Source organism: Saccharopolyspora shandongensis (genome assembly GCF_900106995.1).
GTDB classification, from domain to species: Bacteria; Actinomycetota; Actinomycetes; order Mycobacteriales; family Pseudonocardiaceae; genus Saccharopolyspora; species Saccharopolyspora shandongensis.
This window is the reverse complement of record NZ_FNOK01000002.1, coordinates 41,449-59,689: the sequence shown is the minus strand read 5'-3', so window position 1 is coordinate 59,689 and position 18,241 is coordinate 41,449. Positions and strand designations below refer to the sequence as shown.

Sequence of the window (18,241 nt, the reverse complement as noted above, 5' to 3'; positions counted from 1 at the left end):
ACAGTCCGTTCACTCCGCACTGGTAGTGCGCACCGGCGTCGGGTGGACGAAGCGAACGGCCTGTTCACCTCGCTCACCGGGACGAACGGTCCGTTCACCTCGTCAACCGCGTCCCGGAAGGGCTGTGACCTGCGTCGTCCGGACCGGCCTTCGCGCTCGTGGGAGCTATAGCCTCGTGCATGACATGGATTCCACCCTCGCCAAGCGCATGCTGGCGGCGTCCACCGAGATCACCCGGCTGGCGCTGTCCGCCGAAGACCCGGAGGCCGTCCTCCCGCTGGTCGTCCGCCGCGCCGCGGAACTCGCGGAGGCCGACCTCGGCGTCGTCACCGTGCGAGCCGACGACGGCCGCCTGACCGTCGAGGCCGCCTACGGCGCGCCCACCGCGATCGGCCCGCTCGGCGACCCGGTCGGCACCGTCCTCTCGTCGCGTTCGGCCGCGGCGCGGGTCGCCCGCAGCGGCGTGCCGGTCGTCGTCGACGACCTGATCGACGACCCGCTCACCGCCCCTTACGTCCCCGCTGCGCTGCGGGTTTACGGCCCGTTCGCGGTCGCGCCGTTCGGCACCCGCGAGCGGCGGCTCGGCGCGCTCGCCGTGTACCGGCGGCGCGGCGCCAGCACCTTCACCCGGGTCGCGGTGGACGTGCTGACCTCGTTCGCGGCGCAGGCCGGGCTCGCGCTGGTGCTCGCGGAGGGCTCCACGGCGCGCCAGCGCATCGCCGTCTACCAGGAGCGGGAGCGCATCGCGCGCGACCTGCACGACGTGATCGTGCAGCGGCTCTACGCCACCGGTGTGCAGCTGGAGGTCCTGGAGCGGCGGCTGTCCGGCCGCCTCGACACCCCCGACGCCGCCCGCCTGTCCGAGACGATGGAGCAGATCGACCAGGCGATCGCCGAGGTCCGCGCCACCGCCCGCACGCTGCGCTCGGCGGACCCGGAGGACCCGGCGCACGCGCCCGCGCTCGACGATTCGATGCGCTCCGAGGTGCAGATCGCCGGGGAACTGCTGGGCTGGCCGCCGCGGCTGCAGATCGAAGGCGACCTCAGCGGCGTGCCGGTGCCGGTGGCCGACCACGCCCGGGCGGCGCTCCGCGAAGCGCTGTCCAACGTCGTCCGGCACGCCGGTGCGAAAACTGTGCTGGTGCGGGTCCGGCGCTCGGACTCGGGGCTGTTGCTGCAGGTGGTGGACGACGGCTGCGGCATTCCCCGCGACGTGAGCAAGCGCGGCCTGCGCAACCTCGAAGAGCGCGCGGTCGCGGCGGGCGGCCGCTGCGTGATCACGTCTTCGCCGGACAGCGGCACCACGGTCACCTGGGAGGTGCCGCTGACGGCGGCCACCTGAGGCTCAGCCCCGCGACGACTTGAAGTCGGCGAGGAGCGCGTCGAGCGCCTCGTTCAGCGCGCCCGCGTTCGCCGCGTCGAACCAGGCGGTGCGGATTCGCTGGTTGGTCCCGTTCGGCGTCTCGTGATCGGCCGCGATCCGGGGCAGCGGCCGCGACTCGTCGCCCAGCGCCCGGCCGACGGCCTGGAACAGGCCGCGGACGTACCGGTCCGCGTCATCCGCCGGAACTCCTTGCCGGGCAGCCCATTCCGTGATCGTGACCAGGTACCGGTAGTGCGAGGTGATGGTCGCCGTCATCGCGGAGAAGACGTTGAACGAATCCTCGTCCGTCGCCGGGAGCGCCCCGCCGAGCCGGTCGAAGAGCTCCGTCGCGACCGGGTGGGACGGGTAGATGACGGTGACCGACTTCCGCTCGCGCGCGGCGGGCAGCGGGATCGAGCGCACGACCGGCGCTTCGGTGCCGAGGATCCGGCGCACCTCGTCGACACCCACGCCCGCCATGGCGCTGACCACGACCTTGTCCGCGGCGACCGCCAGCCCGCCGAGGGCCTCGTCTCGGTCGGCGGGGCGGACCGCGACGATCACCACCGCGGCGCGGTCGACCACGTCTTGGTTGTCGGCGCACACCCGCACGCTGGAAAAGCGCCGGGACATCTCGGCGGCCGCGTTCGCGCCCCTGGGGGAGAGGAAGATCTCCGGCGGGTCGTCGACTCCCGCGCACAGGCCTTCCACGATGGCGCGGGCGATCTCGCCGACGCCGATGATCCCGACGCGATCGGTCATCGTGCCTCTCCACTTCGTTCGGTGGGCGGGAGTTCCTTCCGCGGAACAGCAGTCACACAACCAGGGCCGCCGCCGTCACCGCCAGGGCCGCGCACACCGCCACCCGCAGGCCGAAGCGCAGCAGGGCGTGCTCCGCGTCCTTCGCTCGGTCGCCCGCCACGGCCAGGACCGGCATGATCATCGGCAGCGAGGTGAAGACGGCGTGGCCCGCCGCGCTGCGGTGCACGCCCCGGCGGGTGAGCACCTGGCTGACGTAGACGCCGGGCAGCATGCCTCACAGCCGCGCGTGCTCCCCCTCCGCGGTCAGCTCTGGCCCTGGCGGCGGGCGACCCAGGCCGCGGCCTGGGTGCGGCGCTCCATGCCGAGCTTCGCCAGCACCGAGGTCACGTAGTTCTTCACCGTCTTCTCCGCCAGGAACAGCCGCTCGGCGATCTGCCGGTTCGTCAGCCCCTCGCCGATCAGCTCCAGGACCTTGCGCTCCCGCTCGGTCAGCGCCGCGAGCTCGTCCGGCTCGGGGGTGGTGGACTTGCGCAGCCTGTCCAGCACCCGGCCGGTGGTGACCGGATCCAGCAGCGACCGACCGGCCGCGACCTCGCGCACCGCGTTGACCAGGTCCTGCCCGCGCACCTGCTTCAGCAGGTAGCCGGACGCCCCGGCGTTGATCGCGCCGACCAGCGCACTCTCGTCGTCGAAGGCGGTGAGCACGAGGCAGTACGGCGGCTCGGGCAGGGCGCGCAGCTTGCGGCACAGTTCGAGGCCGTCGCCGTCGGGCAGCCGCATGTCGATGACCGCGACGTCCGGCCCGGTCGCCTGCGCGCGCACCAGGGCTTCGCCGACGCCGCCGGCCTCCGCCACGATCTCGACGTCGTCCTCGGTGTCCAGCAGGTCGCGGAGCCCGCGCCGGACCACCTCATGATCATCGACTAGCAGGACCCTCACTGGCACGCACCCCACGCTACGTACGTGCTCGGCGGGAGGTGAGCTGAGGGTTGCCTGACAAACCGCGAAATCGCGGCTACTTCTTGACCTTCTTCGCGCCCTTGATCGCGCCGACGGTCTGGTGGGTGTGCGCGGAGACCTTGCGCGCGCGGCGCTTCGCCCGGTAGCCGACGGACGGCTTGCCGCCGGTGTCGACCGCGGTGATCAGCAGCCCGCCGAGCAGCCCGATGTTCTTGAGGAAGTGGATCTGCTGGTTGGCGCGCTCCTGCGGGTCGTCGATCTCCCAGAACGCGTGCGCGGCCAGCGTCGTGGGCACGACGCTCCCGGCGAGCAGCAGCGCGGCCAGCCGGGGGAACCTGCCGATCGCCAGCATGGTCCCGGCGCCGATCTTCACCGCCCCGTCGATGCGCACCAGCGTTTCCGGGTCGGTCGGGAAATGCTCGGGGAGCGAGTCCTTGAGCGGTGCCGTCGTCTTCTCCAGCAGCGGCGCGGCCGCCTTCGCATGACTCGGCGCATCCCGCAGCGCCCCGATCCCGCCGTAGATGAAGATCGCGGCGAGCATCGGCCGGGCCAAACGGCGAATGAGCATCTGGGACCTCCTGGGTGGTCGGCCGGTGCGCCCGACGTTACTCACTCGGATCGCGCTCCGCCTGATCGTCCGCACCGCCGGGCGAACCACTGGGGAGCGGTTCGTCAGAGCTGCTCGACGCGGGCGAAGACCTCGTCCCACGCCGCGGCGACCTGCCGCGCGCACAGCTCCGGCGTCACCCCGCCGATGCCGGTGCCCAGGCCGGGCATCGCGACGGACCGGGCCACGTGCCGGACCGGCGTGCCGTTCTCCAGGACCGCGCTCGCCAAGAGCCGCAGCACGGCCCGCGCCGCGAGGTACGGGTGCACCGTGTCGGCGGGCAGCCGCTCGCCGGGTTCCCGCATGGTGGGAGCGCTGATCAGCCAGATCGGGTTCGGCGCGCCGGTGGGCACCAGCAACGCCTCGCCGACCGGCAGCTCGCCGCCGTGGTAGGCCAGCACCGCGCTGCGAACCTGCTCCTCCACATCGGGGAAGGCGCGGGCGTACACCGCGTCGATGCCGCCGCGCATCCAGCCGTAGGAGTTCGCCGGGCTCACCACGGCGTCGACCTGCAGGTCGAGGACCGAGCCCTGGTGGACGGAGAGGCCGGCTCGGCTGTCGGCGATGTCGTGCCAGGCGGCGGCCAGCGGCTCGTCCAGCGCGCAGAGGACGAGCTGCAGCTCCGGCTCCGCTCCATCCGCTGAGCGCCCCGAATCTGCGGTCACGCCCCACAGCATCGCAGGAATGCGCGGCGCGGTGGCATCGGGTAGGTCACACCTGGCGCCGATTCGCCGCGCGCCCGATCCGCCGGATGCCGCGGGCGCCGCGGGACTCGGAAGGCCGACGCAACCCGGCCGCGCATTCGGACCATTGCGACGTCCGTCTTCCGGGGGTCGTGGTTGCGCCACCGGCACCTGCCCGCGTGCCGGGTGCGTCCCCTCTTAGTCTGGGCGGGTGCCACAAATCGCGTATCTCGGCCCGCCGGGCACCTTCACGGAACAGGCCACCCGGCAGTTGACCGGTGGTTTCGAAGCCGAACTCGTGCCCTTCGAGACCGTGCCGCTGGCGCTGGCCGCCGTGCGCGCCGGTGACGTGCTGGCCGCCGGGGTGCCGGTGGAGAACTCCGTCGAAGGCTCGGTGCCGGCCACGCTGGACACGCTGACCACCGACGATCCGCTGGTCGCGGTGCAGGAGGCCGTGCTGCCGGTGCAGTTCGACCTGCTGGCCCGGCCCGGCCTCGCGCTGTCCGAGATCGGCACCGTCGCGAGCCACCCGCACGCGCTCGCCCAGGTCCGCGGCTGGCTGGCCGAGAACCTGCCGGGCGCCAGCGTCCACGCCGCCAGCTCCACCGCGGCCGGGGCGGCCGCGGCGGCCTCCGGCGAGTTCGACGCGGCGATCTCCGCGCCGGTGGCCATCGAGCACTACCCGTCGCTGGTGCGGCTCGCCGGCGGCGTCGCCGACGTCCGCGACGCGGTCACCCGCTTCCTGCTGGTCCGCCGCCCCGGCGCCCTGCCGGAGCCCACCGGCGCGGACCGCACGTCGGTGTGCGCGGTGATCAGCGACGAGGTCGGCACGCTGGCCGACCTGCTGGCCGAGCTGTCGCTGCGCGGCATCAACCTCAGCCGCATCGAGTCGCGGCCGCTGCGCGAGCGGTTCGGCGAGTACCGGTTCTTCCTCGACTTCGACGGGCACGTCGCGGACGCCCGGATCGGCGACGCGCTGACCGCGCTGCACCGCCGCTGCAGCACCGTCTGGTTCCTCGGTTCCTACCCGAAGGCGGACCGCTCGCCGGCCGGCGTCCGCCCGTCGGCCTCGGAGCAAGCGTTCGAGGTCGCGGCGAAGTGGCTCGACGACGTCCGGGCGGGGCGGCTGGCATGACCGGACCAATGCTGGAAGCGCCGACCGGATTGCACCTGATCCTCGCCCGCCACGGGCAAACGCCGGCCAACGTGGCGCACCTGCTCGACACACTGCCGCCGGGCCCCGGCCTGACCGAGCTCGGCCAGCAGCAGGCGGTCCGGCTCGCCGAGCGGCTGGCCGACGAGAAGATCGTCTCGGTGCACGCGAGCCGCGCGGTTCGCGCGCAGCAGACGGCGCAGCCCTTGGCGCAGCGGCACAAGCTGCCGCTGGAGGTCGTCGACGGAACGCACGAGGTCTACGTCGGCGACCTGGAAGGCCGCGGCGACCAGGAGGCGCTGCAGATCTTCGACGCCGTCTACGAGAGCTGGCACGCGGGGCGCCTCGACGTGCCGATGCCCGGCGGGGAAACGGGCCGTGAGGCGCTGACCCGGTTCGTCGGAGGGGCGCGCAGCGCCATCGACGGTGCCGGCGACGGCGCGGTGGCGCTGGTCAGCCACGGCGCGATGCTGCGGCTAGTGGCGAGCGTGCTGGCGTCGAACATCGACGGCGCCCATGCCAACGCGAGGTACCTGCCGAACACGGGCGTGATCGTCCTCGAAGCCGACCCGGACGCCCGAACGGGCTGGCGCTGCCTCTCCTGGGACGGCCTCGACGCGCCCTGACCCCAGTTTCAATTGAAACTGCGGTTTCCGGGGTCTCGGGTGTCCAGTTTCAATTGAAACTGGACACCATCGGTGGTGGGCTCAGCCCCAGCCGAGGGCGTGGAGCTTCTCGTCGTCGATGCCGAAGTGGTGCGCGATTTCGTGCACCACTGTCACGGCCACCTCGTCGACCACTTCTTCCTCGTCCGCGCACATGTCCAGCAGCGGTTCGCGGTAGATCGTGATCCGGTCCGGCAGCACGCCGCTGTAGGTGCTGTCCCGCTCCGTCAGCGCGATGCCCTCGTACAGCCCGAGCAGCGACGGGTCTTCGGGGTTGGCGTCCTCCACCAGCACCACGACGTTGTTCATCGCCGCCGCGAACTCCGCGGGCAGCAGGTCGAGGGCGTCGCCCACGAGCTCCTCGAAGCGAGCGCGGGTCATCTCCACCGGCATGACCCCGTTCTACCTCACCTCGGCGTCAGCGGGGCTCGGTCGCGGGCACGCCCGGCTCGATCGGCGCGGTGTCCTTCACTGCCGGCTCCTTGCCGACCTGCACCGGTCCCTTGACGCCGCCGGTCACCGGCGCGAGCCCGCTGCCGTCCGGCAGCTGTGCGCTGACCTTGCAGTTGACCTGCCGCGATCCGGCTTCCCAGCTCTCCGGCGCCAGCGTGTCCCAGTAGACGATCAGGCCCTTGTCCTTGGCGACGGCCGGGCCGCCCGCGTACTGACCGGTCAGCTCCTCGCACCTGGTCGCCAGGAAGTCGTCCTGCGGCTTCTCCTCCGGGTAGCCGCCGGGGAACTGTTCGCCGAGGTTGACCAGGCCGGTGATCTCCACCGCGTGCGGCCGGGCGCAGTCCACCGGGTCCCACACGGTGGTGCCGTTGATGCCCAGGCAGCGGCCGACCGGGTAGACGTTGGACTGGTCCATGTCCGCCGCGCTGCCGGTGATCGGGTAGAGCTTGCCGGACGGCCCGGGCTGCTGGATGCCGCAGTGCAGCTTCCGGTCGGCGTTGCCCCAGCCCTCCTCGCTCGGGGTGAACGCGCCCACGCTGAACCTGCCCTTCGGGTCGAACCGGTTGGACAGGAACTGCTTCGACACCTCGGTGCAGTGCTGCTGCTTGAGCTGCTGCCACTGCTCGGTGTTCGGGAACGGGGCGCCGGGGCCGAACTCGCGGTCCAGCTCCGCGCTGCCGGTGACCTGGAAGAGGTGGGGCTCGTTACACGTGACCTTGCGGATGTCGGCGGCGTCTGGCTCGGTCCAGTTCAGGCAGTCGCCCGCGGCGGCCTCGAAGACCACCTCCGGCGCCGGTGCCGAGCCGATCTTGCCGGACCCGCCGATGCCCGGTCCGCCGCCGGTCGGCCAGTTCAGCACCGCGCTGACCACCAATATCAGCAGGGCGCCAATGGCAGCCGAGATCATCACGAGCCGGGTGTTGGGCTTGTTCCGGCCGGGTTTGGGAGGAGAATCGGGCGCTGCCATCGATCACATGATGCCTCGCGGCGTGCCGGGGTGCGCGGCGCCATCGCAGATGTTCGGAACCGATTCGTTGCCGGACGCGTCGCCACGATAGGTAATGTTGCGTTCGGGAGTGGGGCTATGACGGAAGATGGCAAGCCAGTGGCAGACGACGACCGGCAGCAGTGGGGCGGGGGGAACCCGCCGGGCAACCCGGAGCAACCGGCCCAACCGGAGTCGCCCGAGTCGGCGGGGCGCGGCCGGATCCGGTACCAGGACGAGAACACGACGCCGCGCGAGCCGACGTTGGCGGAGCAGCGCGCCCGCATCGCCGCGGAGAAGCGCCGTGAGGAGCAGCACAGCGCCGAGCTGGCGGCTGCGGAGGCGAAGACGAAGCGGCGGCGCCGCATCATGATCGGCGGCGGCGCGACGGTCGGCGTCGTGGCGCTGGTGGCCGCGATGTACTCCGCGTCGGAGATCAGCAACGAGGCCAACGCCTCGCAGGAGTACTGCGCCACGGACCAGTCGGGCCAGCCCGGAGTCCGCGACCAGGACCAGTTCTGCAACGAGCAGTACGTGTCCTCGCACGGCGGCTACCACAGCGGCGGCATGTTTTTCATGCCGATCTTCCTGCCCGGCACCACGATTCCCAGCGGGCAGCACACCTCCTACCGGTACGCCTACACGCCCGCCGGTGTGTCGGCGCCGCCGGTCGGTTCGCCCGCGTCCGGTTCGTCGTTCACCAAGCCGTCCGGCTCGACGATCAAGGACAGCAGCGGCAAGACCATCCAGCGCGGTGGGTTCGGCATCAACAACAAGAGCGGCAGTAGCGGGAGCTGACGAGTGCGGCGCAGGACCACGGCACGACGACCGGACTGGCAGGCCAAGGTCGAGGAGCTCGGGCTCGTCTTCGGCACGCCCGCACGCGCGGCCGACGGCTCGGCGCGGCCCTACTGGGACGAGGGCGTGCACTACGAGTTCAGCCTCGACGAGGTGCTCTCGCTGGAGGCCGACGTCGAGCTGCTGCACTCGATGTGCCTGGACGCCGTCGACCACGTCATCATCACCGAGCGCTACAAGGACTTCGGCATCCCGGAGTGGGTCTGGCCGCACATCGCCGAGTCCTGGAAGCGCCACGATCCGCACCTGTACGGCCGGTTCGACCTGCGCTACGACGGCACCGGCCCGGCGAAGCTGCTGGAGTACAACGCCGACACCCCGACGTCGCTGCTGGAGGCGGCGGTCGTGCAGTGGCACTGGCTGACCGAGTGCCACGAGGGCGACGACCAGTGGAACTCCATCCACGAGAAGCTCGTCGAGCGCTGGGGTGAGATCAAGGACCAGCTGGCCACCAACGAGGCGCACTTCACCTGGTCGTCCGCCGACGTCACCGGTGAGGACAACATCACCGCGGCGTACCTGCAGGAGACCGCCGCGGAGGCCGGGCTGGACACCGTCGGCCTGCCCATCGAGGAGATCGGCTGGGACAGCCTGCTGGAGCGCTTCGTCGACCTCGAAGAAGCGCCGATGAACTCCGTCGTCAAGATCTACCCCTGGGAGTGGATGGTCGACGACGACTTCGGCAAGCACGCCGTCAAGACGCTGCCGGCCACGCAGTGGGTCGAACCGCTGTGGAAGATGCTGCTGTCCAACAAGGCGCTGCTGGCGATCCTGTGGGAGATGCACCCGGGGCACCCGAACCTGCTGCCGACGTTCCTGGACCAGCCCGGGCTGCTGACCGAGTACGTGCGCAAGCCGCGCCTGGGCCGCGAGGGCAACAACATCCAGGTCGTCGCGCCGGGCTGGGAGACCGAGACGAGCGGCGTGTACGGCGAGGAAGGCTACGTCTACCAGGCGTTCGACCCGCTGCCGGAGTTCGACGGGATGCGCCCGGCCCTCGGCGCCTGGGTGGTCGGCGACTCCTCGGCGGGCCTGGGCATCCGCGAGACGGCGGGCCTGATCACCGACGACGGGGCGGCCTTCGTCCCGCACCGCATCCCCGGCACCGCCTGACACCGCGGTCGGCTTCCGATCCGGCCCGGCACCCACGAGCCCCGCGACCCGATCGGCTTCCCGGTTTCGCCTGAAATCGGGTGGCTCGCGCCCGTGGGCGCAGGCGACGGCGTTGAGCGCACCCTGCGGGTCGGCACGTCGACGGCGCGGACTACGCTGACCAGCTGTGATCGACCTGAAGACGCTACGCGATGATCCGGAAGCCGTGCGCGCTTCGCAGCGCGCGCGAGGAGAAGACGCGTCCCTGGTGGATGCGCTGCTGTCCGCCGACGAGCGTCGCAGGTCCGCGGTGTCCCGGGCGGACAACCTGCGCGCGGAGCAGAAGCAGCTCGGCAAGCAGGTCGGCAAGGCCAAGGGCGAGGAGCGCGACGCGCTGCTGGCCCGCGCCAAGGAGCTCGCCGCTCAGGTCAAGGAGGCCGAGGCGGAGCAGTCGGCAGGCGACGAGGAGCTGCTGCGGGCGCAGAAGGCCGTCTCCAACATCGTCGAGCCCGATGTGCCGCCAGGCGGCGAGGACGACTACGCCGTGCTCAAGCACGTCGGCGTGCCGCGCGAGTTCGACTTCGAGATCAAGGACCACGTCGAGCTGGGCACCGGGATCGGCGCCTTCGACATGGAGCGCGGCGCGAAGGTCGCGGGCGCCCGGTTCTACTTCTTGACCGGCATCGGCGCGCAGTTGGAGCTGGCGCTGCTGAACATGGCCGCCGCGCAGGCCGCCGCCGCCGGTTTCACGCTGGTCGTGCCGCCGGTGCTGGTGCGCCCGGAGATCATGGAGGGCACCGGGTTCCTCGGCGCGCACTCCACCGAGGTGTACCGGCTGGAGGAGGACGACCTCTACCTGGTCGGCACCTCCGAGGTCCCGCTGGCCGGTTACCACTCGGGCGAGATCGTGGACTTCTCCGCCGGGCCGCTGCGCTACGCGGGCTGGTCGACGTGCTTCCGCCGGGAGGCCGGGTCCTACGGCCGCGACACCCGCGGCATCATCCGCGTGCACCAGTTCAACAAGCTGGAGATGTTCGTCTACTGCCGCGAGGACGAGGCCCGCGACGAGCACGAGCGGCTGCTGGCGTGGGAAGAGGAGATGCTCGCCAAGATCGAGGTGCCCTACCGGGTCATCGACACGGCGGCGGGAGACCTCGGTGCCAGCGCGGCCCGCAAGTACGACTGCGAGGCGTGGGTGCCGAGTCAGCAGACGTACCGCGAGCTGACCTCGACGTCGAACTGCACGACGTTCCAGGCGCGGCGGCTGAACACCCGCTACCGCGACGAGGACGGCCGTCCGCAGATCGCGGCCACCCTCAACGGCACGCTGGCGACGACCCGCTGGATCGTCGCGATCCTGGAGAACCACCAGCAGCCGGACGGTTCGGTGCGAGTGCCCGAAGCGCTGCGCCCGTTCCTCGGCGGCCGCGAGGTCATCGAACCCAAGTGACCGACCACGGGCAGGGCCGCAGTTTCAATTGAAACTGCGGCCCTGCCCGTGTCTGGTGCGCAGTTTCAATTGAAACTGCGGAAATCGGTGACCAGCGGGGTCATGCCGCCTTGGTGATCTCCGCGGCGAGGCCGCGGTCCAGCGTCGCTCGCACCAGGGCCGCCGCCAGGCGTGCGAGATCGTGCCCCTCGACGAGCTCCGCGAGCTCGTCCGGATCGGTCGGCAGGCCCAGCTTCTCCGCGCCCGCCAACGCCTTCTTGTCGAAGAACGGCCGCAGTTCCGGCCACACCAGCTGCACCTCGCGGCAGAAGATGTCCACGCCCACCGGGCCGAGCCGGGGCAGCTCGGTGAGCTTCTCCTGCAGCACGTCGATGTCTCCGTCCGCCTTCGCCTGGATCCGCCGGAGATCCCCGTGGTACTGGTCGATCAGCAGCTGCGCGCCCTTGCCGAGCGCCGTGGCGGTGCTCTCGTCGTACCGCGCGTAGTGCCCGCGGTCGAGCGCGTCGACGCGCTGCTGCCAGGTCGCGTCGCACATCTTCTGCGGCGTCCCGAACTCCGCGAGTTCCCGTGCGGCCGACACCGCCAGCTCGGCCTTGATCCTGGTGGACATCAGCACCGCCAGCACCAGCAGCCGGTACAGCGGGGCGGGCTTGTTCGCCAGCGAGATCCCGGCCTGGGCGGCGTAGGTGGTGCCCGCCTCGTCCAGCAGGCGTTGCACGACGTTCTCCGCCGACATCGTCACCACCTCCTGCCGCGCAAGGCCTACCCGGCGACCGCCGGGGGCACACCTGCGATCACGGCGAGCCCGCGGAGTTCCGGGGACAGGTGCAGCTGGTGGGTCTTCGGGTCGGCCGGGTCGGGTCCCAGGACCTTCCGGTCCTTCATCGCGTCCGGGCCCAGGTCCTCGTACGTGGCGGCCTTGAACTCCAGCATGTCGCTGTCGTAGTGACCGACCTGGGCGTAGAAGGTCGTGTTCGGGAAGCGCTTCTTCTGCGTCGGTCCGGCGGTCTCGCCCGCCGATTCGGTGGCCTGCGACCCGTTCTGCTCGGTGCCCGCCGCCGGCTGCGGCGCTGCTGCCGTGGTGCCGCCCGGAGCCTGCCCGCAGCCCGCGGTGACCAGCGCGGTCAGCGCGAGCGCGGCGAACGGCAGAACGGCGAATCGGCGATTACGTCACCACGTGGTGCTGTGCATGCCGCGTGAGATGCGCACGCATCGTGCTCGAGTTGTCGCGGGGATATCACAGTTCGGGGAGGACCTCCGAGGCGATCTCCTCGACGGTGGACTCCTTGCCCGCGTAGGGCTCGTCGGCCCGCGGCCAATGCGTGATGACGTCGGTGAAGCCGAGCTCCGCCGCCCGGCCGACCACGTCCCGGAAGTGATCCACACTGGACATCGAGTACACCGGGCCGGCGTCCACCTGCAGGTACTTGTCGACCTTCGCCGGGTCCCGGCCCTGCTCGGCGAGCACCTCGGCGAACCGCAGCGACAGCTCCGCGACCGACCGCCACCAGGCCTCCGGGTCGTCGGCCTCCCGCCCGGTGGTCACCCAGCCCTGGCCGTACCGGGCCGCCAGCCGCATCGACCGCGGCCCGTTGGCGGCGATCACGAACGGCATCCGGGGCAGCTGCACGCAGCCGGGCGCCCGGTGCGCCTCGACGGCGGTGTAGTACTCGCCGGAGTGGTCGGTGCTGTCGCGGGTGAGGATCTGGTCGAGCAGCTCGACGAACTCGGTGAACCGGTCGACGCGCTGCCCGGCGGTCAGCTCCGGGCGGCCCAGCACGTGCGCGTCGAAGCCGACGCCACCGGCGCCGATGCCCAGGGTGATGCGGCCGTCGGCGATGTCGTCCAGCGCGGTCAGCTCCCGCGCGAAGTGCGCGGGGTGCCGGAAGTTCGGCGACGCGACCAGGGTGCCCAGCCGGATCGTCGAGGTGACCGTGGCGGCCGCGGTCAGCGTCGGAACCGCGTCGAACCACGGCTTGTCCACGAGGGACCGCCAACCGAGGTGGTCGTAGGTCCACGCGTGGGCGAAGCCGTACTCCTCGGCCATCCGCCACAGCGGCTCAGCGGCCCACCACCGGTGTTCGGGCAAAATCACGATCCCAACTCGCACGCCGTTGACCGTACTTGTAGCGCCCCGCCCTTATCGACCCGATCAGGTGATGCGGAAACGTGGCGCGGGTCGCTGCGGCGGGTCCTCGGCTCCTGGGCCACGACCAGGACCAGGCAGGATGGCGTCGTGCGCAAACCCGGCCTGGTGGCATCCGACGTGGACGGAACCCTGCTCGACCCGATGGAGCGAGTGAGCCCTCGCACCGCGCGGACGGTGCAGCGGGTGGTCGCGTCGGGAACACCGTTCGTCCTGGTCACGGGGCGTCCGCCGCGCTGGGTGCCGATGGTGGTCGAGGGCCTGGGCGTGTCCGGGGTGACGGTGTGCGCGAACGGCGCGGTGCTCTACGACGCGGCCGCCGACCGGGTGCTGCAAAGCCACGTGATCGACCCGGTTCTGCTGCACGACGTGGCCCGCGAGCTGCGGCGCGAGCTGCCGGGCTGCGCCTTCGCGGTGGAGCGGACCACCGACGGGGCGCGGGACCGGCTGCACGAGCAGTTCCTCGCCGAGGCGGGCTTCCGCCGGGCGTGGCCGAATTCGGACATCCGGGTGGCCGGCACCGATGAGCTGACCGGCAAGCCGGCGGTGAAGTTGCTGGTCCTGCACGAGCACATGACCAGCGCGGAGATGGCCGCGGCGGCCGGCGAGGTGCTGGGCTCGCAGCTGCAGCTGACCTACTCGACCACGGCGGGCCTGATCGAGCTGTCGGCGGCGGGCGTGGACAAGGCGACCGGGCTGGCGGCGGTGGCCGCGGAGCTCGGCGTGGCCCGGGAGGACGTGATCGCCTTCGGCGACATGCCCAACGACGTGCCGATGCTGGAGTGGGCGGGCCACGGCGTGGCGATGCGCAACGCCCACCAGGAGGCCTTGGCGGCGGCCGACGAGGTCACGATCACCAACGCCGAGGACGGCGTGGCGCACGTCCTCGACCGCTGGTGGTGACCGCAGTTTCAATTGAAACTGCGGTCACTCCGGCACCGGGACCTCGGTCGCGGGGTTACGGCCGGTGGTCGCGTTGCAGGGCCGTCGCGCGGGCGCGGATCTCGTCGAGCTGCTCGTAGCCGCGCTGCCCCGGGCAGGCCGTCTTGCTGACGTCGCGGTGACCGAAGATCGTCGGTAGCGGGACCGCCGCACCGGCCGGGAAGTGCGAGTTGTCGGCGCGGCCCGCGATCAGCTCGGTGCGGCCGTCCGCGGCCACCTCGGCCGTGCCCAGCTTCCACGCGCTGATCGCCGCGACCGACTCGACGGTGTCGCGGGACGGCACGACGCCGTCGTAGTTGCCCATCATCGACACGCCGAACGTGCCCTGGTTGAAGCCCCGCGCGTGCCCGCCGACGATGTCGTCGCGCAGCCCGCCCGCGCGGCCCTCGAAGATCGTGCCGCACTTGTCGACCAGCGCGTGGTAGCCGATGTCGCCCCACTTCAGCTCGACGGCGTGGTAGCGGTAGATCGCCCGCACGAGGGCGGCCGACTCGCGGCAGGCGTAGTCGTTGGTCCCGGCGGTGTGGTGCACCGTGACGGCCTTGGTCTTGGTGCGTTCCGGCGGCCAGGTCATCTGGCTCTCGTCGGCGCCCCACTCCGCGCGGCCGACGACCGGCGGCTGGCCGGGAGCGCTCGATCGGGGCGCCGGGGCCGGTGCGGTGCCCGGGTCGATCGCGACGAGTTCCAGATCGCCCGTCACGTCGACGCCGCCCCGGCTGGCCCGCACTTGCGCGGAGTCGGAGCGGCCGGTCCACAGTGGTTCGCTGCCCTGCTGAGTGTCGCGTTCGGGAGCCGAGTCGATCGGTTCCAGCGCCGTCCACGGGGTCCAGCCGGAGCCGCTCCGGGTGCGCACCTCGATGCGGTCCGGCGCCGGGCCGCGCCAGGTCAGCCCGATCAGGCCGAAGGCGCGGTCGGCGTGCACCTCCCGCGTCGCGTCGCGGGTCAGCGGTGCGTCGCGCAACGCGATTCGGGTGCTGGTGGTTTCGGGGGGCTCCGCCGCGGCGGGCAGTGCGGTGGAGGCGAGCAGCAGTGCGATCGGAACGCTCAACCGGAGACGCATGGGCGATACCTCGTTTCCGCGCGGCGATCGGGGCTGTGCGAGGCGAGTATGCGGTGGGCGCCGATCATCCGCCGGTCCAACTGCTCTGGACGAGTGACCGCACCCGTTCGTCCCCTGTGGACAACATCCGCAATTTCAACGGAAATCGGATCTGGACATACATCAGGTTGGGCCCCCGCAGTCCAGGCGGGCGCTGAGATTCCGCCACCCGCACCGCCACGCAGAACGAGGATGAAAAACGCTCAATGGAAATTGCGGACCTCCGGCGTGTCGGGGCACGACACACCGGAGATTGCGGACAACTCCTACGGCTTCAGCGGAAACCCGGCCTTCGGTTCCACTGGGGACCCCGGGTCGTGCCGGGACCGGAAGCGGACGTGGGCGACCGCCCCGGCGATCAGGAAACCGATGCCGATCAGCGTGTACGCGTTGCCGACGACCTGCTGCGAGAACGTCCAGTCCAGCTCGCGGTCCTCGGTGTTGGGCAGGTACCACTGCGGGCCGGCGAGCACCGTCAGCGCGCACAACCCGACCGTGATCAGCACGGAGTACCAGCGGTGCCGCAGGGACATCGCGAACCACAGCGCCAGCGCCGGCCCGGCCCAGACCCAGTGGTGCGACCAGGAGATCGGCGAAACCAGCAGCACCAGCACGGCGTTGAGCACCAGCGCCAGCGGCACGTTGTCCATCCGCAGCGCGTACCGCATGCCGAGCACCGCCAGCACGAGCAGCAGCACCGATCCGAGCAGCCACAGCGAGTTCAGCTCGAACCCGGTCAGCGACTGCTTCGCCAGCAGGCTTCGCAACGTGAGGTTGCCCGCGTAGACGGTGCCGAACGAGTCCCCGGTGGACAGCATCCGGTCCAGCCACCAGTCGGCCGAGTCCTTCGGCGCGGCGATCCAGCCGATCAGCACGGTGGCGGCGAATGTGGCGCCGGTCACGGCCATCGCCCGGTGGTCCCGGCGCAGCAGGAACAGCAGCAGGAAACCCAGCGGCGTGAGCTTGATCGCCGCCGCGATGCCCACCAGCAGCCCGCGCGGCCACCGGGTGTGCGGCAGCAGGCAGTCGGCCGCGACCAGCGCCATCAGCACCAGGTTGATCTGCCCGTAGTTGATGGTCTCGCGGGACGGCTCGATCAGCGTGAACCACGACATCAGCACCGCCGTGGCCACCGCGACCTGCCCGGCGCGCGGCGCGAGGTAGCTGGACGAGCGGGCCAGCGAGTAGGCCGTGACGAGGATCGCGACGTGCGACAGCACCGCCACCAGCACCACCGCGCCGTCCACCGGCAGCCAGGTCAGCGGGATGAACAGCAGCGCCGCGAACGGCGGGTAGATGAACGGCAGCGTGCCGTAGTCCGGCGTCTCCGGCGTCAGGTCGTCGCCGTACACCGGGATGCCGTTCAGCCACGCGCGGGCACCGAGCCGGTAGATCTCGGTGTCCAGGTAGCCGCGGGTGTCGATCCAGTGCACGAACCAGATCGCGAGGATCTCGACGACCACCGCCGCGACCAGCAGGATCCGCCCATCACGTGCGCGTGCCAAAACCGATGCTCACCGCCCCCTGGGAATGCGGCGCGGCGCCCCGCGTCGCGCCGGCGCGATGTTATCGAAGGCACGACACACCGGCCGGGTCGCCTGACGAGTAATAACATTCGGGAATAGCTGCGAACGGTACTGCCTGAATCACCCGCTGTTGCGGAAAATGCCTGATCAAGAGCGAAAATGCGGCCCGCTGACGCGATATCAACACGCCGCGTAGCCATGCGTAGCCTGGAACGTCAACGCGGTTTCGGGCCGGTGGTTCGTCCCCGCTACCCTCGACGGCTGTGAGCTTCGCAGGCTATGACCTGATCGTTGTTGGTTCCGGATTCTTCGGCCTCACGATCGCAGAGCGCGCCGCCACCCAGCTGGACAAGCGGGTGCTGGTGCTGGACCGACGTGACCACATCGGCGGCAACGCCTACTCGGAGGCGGAGCCCGAAACGGGTATCGAGGTGCACCGCTACGGCGCGCACCTCTTCCACACCTCGAACAAACGCGTGTGGGACTACGTGAACCAGTTCACCGAGTTCACGGACTACCAGCACCGGGTGTTCACCAAGTACCAGGGGCAGATTTACTCGTTCCCGATGAACTTGGGCCTGTTGGGCCAGTTCTTCGGCCGCTCGTTCACCCCGGACGAGGCCAAGGCGCTGGTCGCCGAGCAGGCGTCCGAGATCGACACGGCGGACGCGCAGAACCTGGAGGAGAAGGCCATCTCGCTGATCGGCCGCCCGCTGTACGAGGCGTTCGTGCGCGGGTACACGGCCAAGCAGTGGCAGACCGACCCCAAGGAACTGCCCGCGGCCGTCATCAGCCGCCTGCCGGTCCGCTACAACTTCAACAACCGGTACTTCAACGACAGCTTCGAGGGTCTGCCGGTCGAGGGCTACACGGCCTGGCTGCAGAAGATGGCCGACCACCCGAACATCGAGGTCCGGGTGAACACCGACTTCTTCGACTTGCGCGCCGAGCTGCCGGCCGACGTGCCGGTCGTCTACACCGGCCCGCTGGACCGCTACTTCGACTTCGCCGAGGGCGAGCTGGGCTGGCGCACCCTGGACTTCGAGACCGAGGTCGTGCAGACCGGTGACTTCCAGGGCACGTCGGTGATGAACTACGCCGACCAGGAAGTCCCGTACACCCGGATCCACGAGTTCCGGCACTTCCACCCGGAGCGGGACTACTACCCGAAGGACAAGACGGTCGTCGTCCGCGAGTACTCGCGGGCCGCGGAGAGCGGCGACGAACCGTACTACCCGATCAACACCCCGGAGGACCGGCAGAAGCTGGAGGCCTACCGCGAGCTGGCCAAGAAGGAGGCCAAGGAGCGGAAGGTCGTCTTCGGCGGGCGGCTCGGGACCTACAAGTACCTGGACATGCACATGGCCATCGGTTCGGCCTTGAGCATGTTCGACAACAAGATCGCCCCGTACTTCACCGAGGGGCGCTCGCTGGACGGCTCGCTGGAGGACTGACGTGACCGACCGGACCCCCCGAGATGCCGCCGCGGGCGAGAGC

General features: G+C 70.9%; 20 protein-coding genes. 8 read left to right on the top strand and 12 right to left on the bottom strand.

Annotated elements, in window-relative coordinates; all coding sequences use genetic code 11:
• The first annotated feature begins 184 nt into the window (after positions 1–184).
• Positions 185–1,342, top strand: coding sequence for a GAF domain-containing sensor histidine kinase (locus BLW84_RS02035; RefSeq protein ID WP_093260638.1), 1,158 nt, complete (start codon positions 185–187; stop codon positions 1,340–1,342).
• A gap of 3 nt (positions 1,343–1,345) precedes the next feature.
• Here BLW84_RS02035 and BLW84_RS02030 read toward each other — a convergent pair whose 3' ends face one another.
• The 5 genes from BLW84_RS02030 to BLW84_RS02010 form a co-directional block, all read right to left on the bottom strand.
• Positions 1,346–2,125 carry an NAD(P)-binding domain-containing protein gene (locus BLW84_RS02030; RefSeq protein WP_093260636.1) on the bottom strand — a complete coding sequence of 260 codons (780 nt, stop codon included), beginning with the start codon at positions 2,123–2,125 and terminating at the stop codon, positions 1,346–1,348.
• Between the two features lie 52 nt (positions 2,126–2,177).
• The gene (locus BLW84_RS02025) at positions 2,178–2,396 is read right to left on the bottom strand and encodes a hypothetical protein (protein WP_093260634.1); all 219 of its coding nucleotides are present in this window, start codon (positions 2,394–2,396) and stop codon (positions 2,178–2,180) included.
• Between the two features lie 32 nt (positions 2,397–2,428).
• Complete coding sequence (locus BLW84_RS02020) at positions 2,429–3,070, bottom strand: response regulator (RefSeq protein ID WP_177226222.1); 642 nt, start codon at positions 3,068–3,070, stop codon at positions 2,429–2,431.
• Positions 3,071–3,140: 70 nt separating this feature from the next.
• Entirely contained in the window at positions 3,141–3,653 is a 513-nt protein-coding gene (locus BLW84_RS02015) for a DoxX family protein (RefSeq protein WP_093260630.1), read from the bottom strand.
• A 104-nt stretch (positions 3,654–3,757) separates the two neighbouring features.
• Positions 3,758–4,369 (bottom strand): macro domain-containing protein, encoded by a 612-nt coding sequence (locus tag BLW84_RS02010; protein ID WP_093260628.1) that lies wholly within the window; start codon positions 4,367–4,369, stop codon positions 3,758–3,760.
• Positions 4,370–4,586: 217 nt separating this feature from the next.
• Here BLW84_RS02010 and pheA point away from each other — a divergent pair, with 217 nt between their 5' ends.
• Both pheA and BLW84_RS02000 read left to right on the top strand, forming a co-directional pair.
• Positions 4,587–5,510 carry a prephenate dehydratase gene (gene pheA, locus BLW84_RS02005; protein WP_093260626.1) on the top strand — a complete coding sequence of 308 codons (924 nt, stop codon included), beginning with the start codon at positions 4,587–4,589 and terminating at the stop codon, positions 5,508–5,510.
• Positions 5,507–6,154 carry a histidine phosphatase family protein gene (locus BLW84_RS02000; protein WP_093260624.1) on the top strand — a complete coding sequence of 216 codons (648 nt, stop codon included), beginning with the start codon at positions 5,507–5,509 and terminating at the stop codon, positions 6,152–6,154. Before pheA ends, BLW84_RS02000 begins: the two co-directional genes overlap by 4 nt.
• An 81-nt stretch (positions 6,155–6,235) precedes the next feature.
• On the opposite strand, the gene BLW84_RS01995 is transcribed toward BLW84_RS02000, so the two are convergent.
• Positions 6,236–6,586 carry a metallopeptidase family protein gene (locus BLW84_RS01995; RefSeq protein ID WP_093260622.1) on the bottom strand — a complete coding sequence of 117 codons (351 nt, stop codon included), beginning with the start codon at positions 6,584–6,586 and terminating at the stop codon, positions 6,236–6,238.
• Positions 6,587–6,611: 25 nt separating this feature from the next.
• A complete protein-coding gene (locus BLW84_RS01990) occupies positions 6,612–7,613 on the bottom strand; it encodes a septum formation family protein (RefSeq protein WP_093260620.1) in 1,002 nt (333 codons plus the stop codon).
• A gap of 138 nt (positions 7,614–7,751) precedes the next feature.
• Here BLW84_RS01990 and BLW84_RS01985 point away from each other — a divergent pair, with 138 nt between their 5' ends.
• The 3 genes from BLW84_RS01985 to serS all read left to right on the top strand — a co-directional run bounded on the left by BLW84_RS01985 (position 7,752) and on the right by serS (position 11,031).
• Positions 7,752–8,429 (top strand): hypothetical protein, encoded by a 678-nt coding sequence (locus BLW84_RS01985; RefSeq protein WP_245760874.1) that lies wholly within the window; start codon positions 7,752–7,754, stop codon positions 8,427–8,429.
• 3 nt (positions 8,430–8,432) lie between these two features.
• Positions 8,433–9,602: a glutathionylspermidine synthase family protein gene (locus tag BLW84_RS01980; RefSeq protein ID WP_093260616.1), complete on the top strand. Its 1,170-nt coding sequence runs from the start codon at positions 8,433–8,435 to the stop codon at positions 9,600–9,602.
• Positions 9,603–9,768: 166 nt separating this feature from the next.
• Positions 9,769–11,031, top strand: coding sequence for a serine--tRNA ligase (gene serS / locus BLW84_RS01975; RefSeq protein ID WP_093260614.1), 1,263 nt, complete (start codon positions 9,769–9,771; stop codon positions 11,029–11,031).
• A 100-nt stretch (positions 11,032–11,131) separates the two neighbouring features.
• Here the strand turns inward: serS and BLW84_RS01970 are convergent, their stop codons facing one another.
• From BLW84_RS01970 to BLW84_RS01965, 3 genes are all read right to left on the bottom strand, one after another.
• Positions 11,132–11,767, bottom strand: coding sequence for an endonuclease (locus BLW84_RS01970; RefSeq protein ID WP_093261069.1), 636 nt, complete (start codon positions 11,765–11,767; stop codon positions 11,132–11,134).
• A gap of 26 nt (positions 11,768–11,793) precedes the next feature.
• Entirely contained in the window at positions 11,794–11,964 is a 171-nt protein-coding gene (locus BLW84_RS47175) for a hypothetical protein (protein ID WP_177226221.1), read from the bottom strand.
• A 304-nt stretch (positions 11,965–12,268) separates the two neighbouring features.
• The gene (locus tag BLW84_RS01965; RefSeq protein ID WP_093260612.1) at positions 12,269–13,141 is read right to left on the bottom strand and encodes an LLM class flavin-dependent oxidoreductase; all 873 of its coding nucleotides are present in this window, start codon (positions 13,139–13,141) and stop codon (positions 12,269–12,271) included.
• Between the two features lie 126 nt (positions 13,142–13,267).
• On the opposite strand from BLW84_RS01965, the gene BLW84_RS01960 reads away from it, so the two are divergent.
• Positions 13,268–14,080: an HAD family hydrolase gene (locus BLW84_RS01960; protein ID WP_093260610.1), complete on the top strand. Its 813-nt coding sequence runs from the start codon at positions 13,268–13,270 to the stop codon at positions 14,078–14,080.
• Positions 14,081–14,135: 55 nt separating this feature from the next.
• Here the strand turns inward: BLW84_RS01960 and BLW84_RS01955 are convergent, their stop codons facing one another.
• Together BLW84_RS01955 and BLW84_RS01950 are read right to left on the bottom strand one after the other, a co-directional pair.
• Entirely contained in the window at positions 14,136–15,179 is a 1,044-nt protein-coding gene (locus BLW84_RS01955; RefSeq protein ID WP_093260608.1) for a peptidoglycan recognition protein family protein, read from the bottom strand.
• A gap of 305 nt (positions 15,180–15,484) precedes the next feature.
• A complete protein-coding gene (locus tag BLW84_RS01950) occupies positions 15,485–16,723 on the bottom strand; it encodes a glycosyltransferase 87 family protein (RefSeq protein ID WP_177226220.1) in 1,239 nt (412 codons plus the stop codon).
• 284 nt (positions 16,724–17,007) lie between these two features.
• Here BLW84_RS01950 and glf point away from each other — a divergent pair, with 284 nt between their 5' ends.
• A complete protein-coding gene (gene glf / locus BLW84_RS01945; RefSeq protein WP_093260606.1) occupies positions 17,008–18,198 on the top strand; it encodes a UDP-galactopyranose mutase in 1,191 nt (396 codons plus the stop codon).
• Positions 18,199–18,241: the final 43 nt, after the last annotated feature.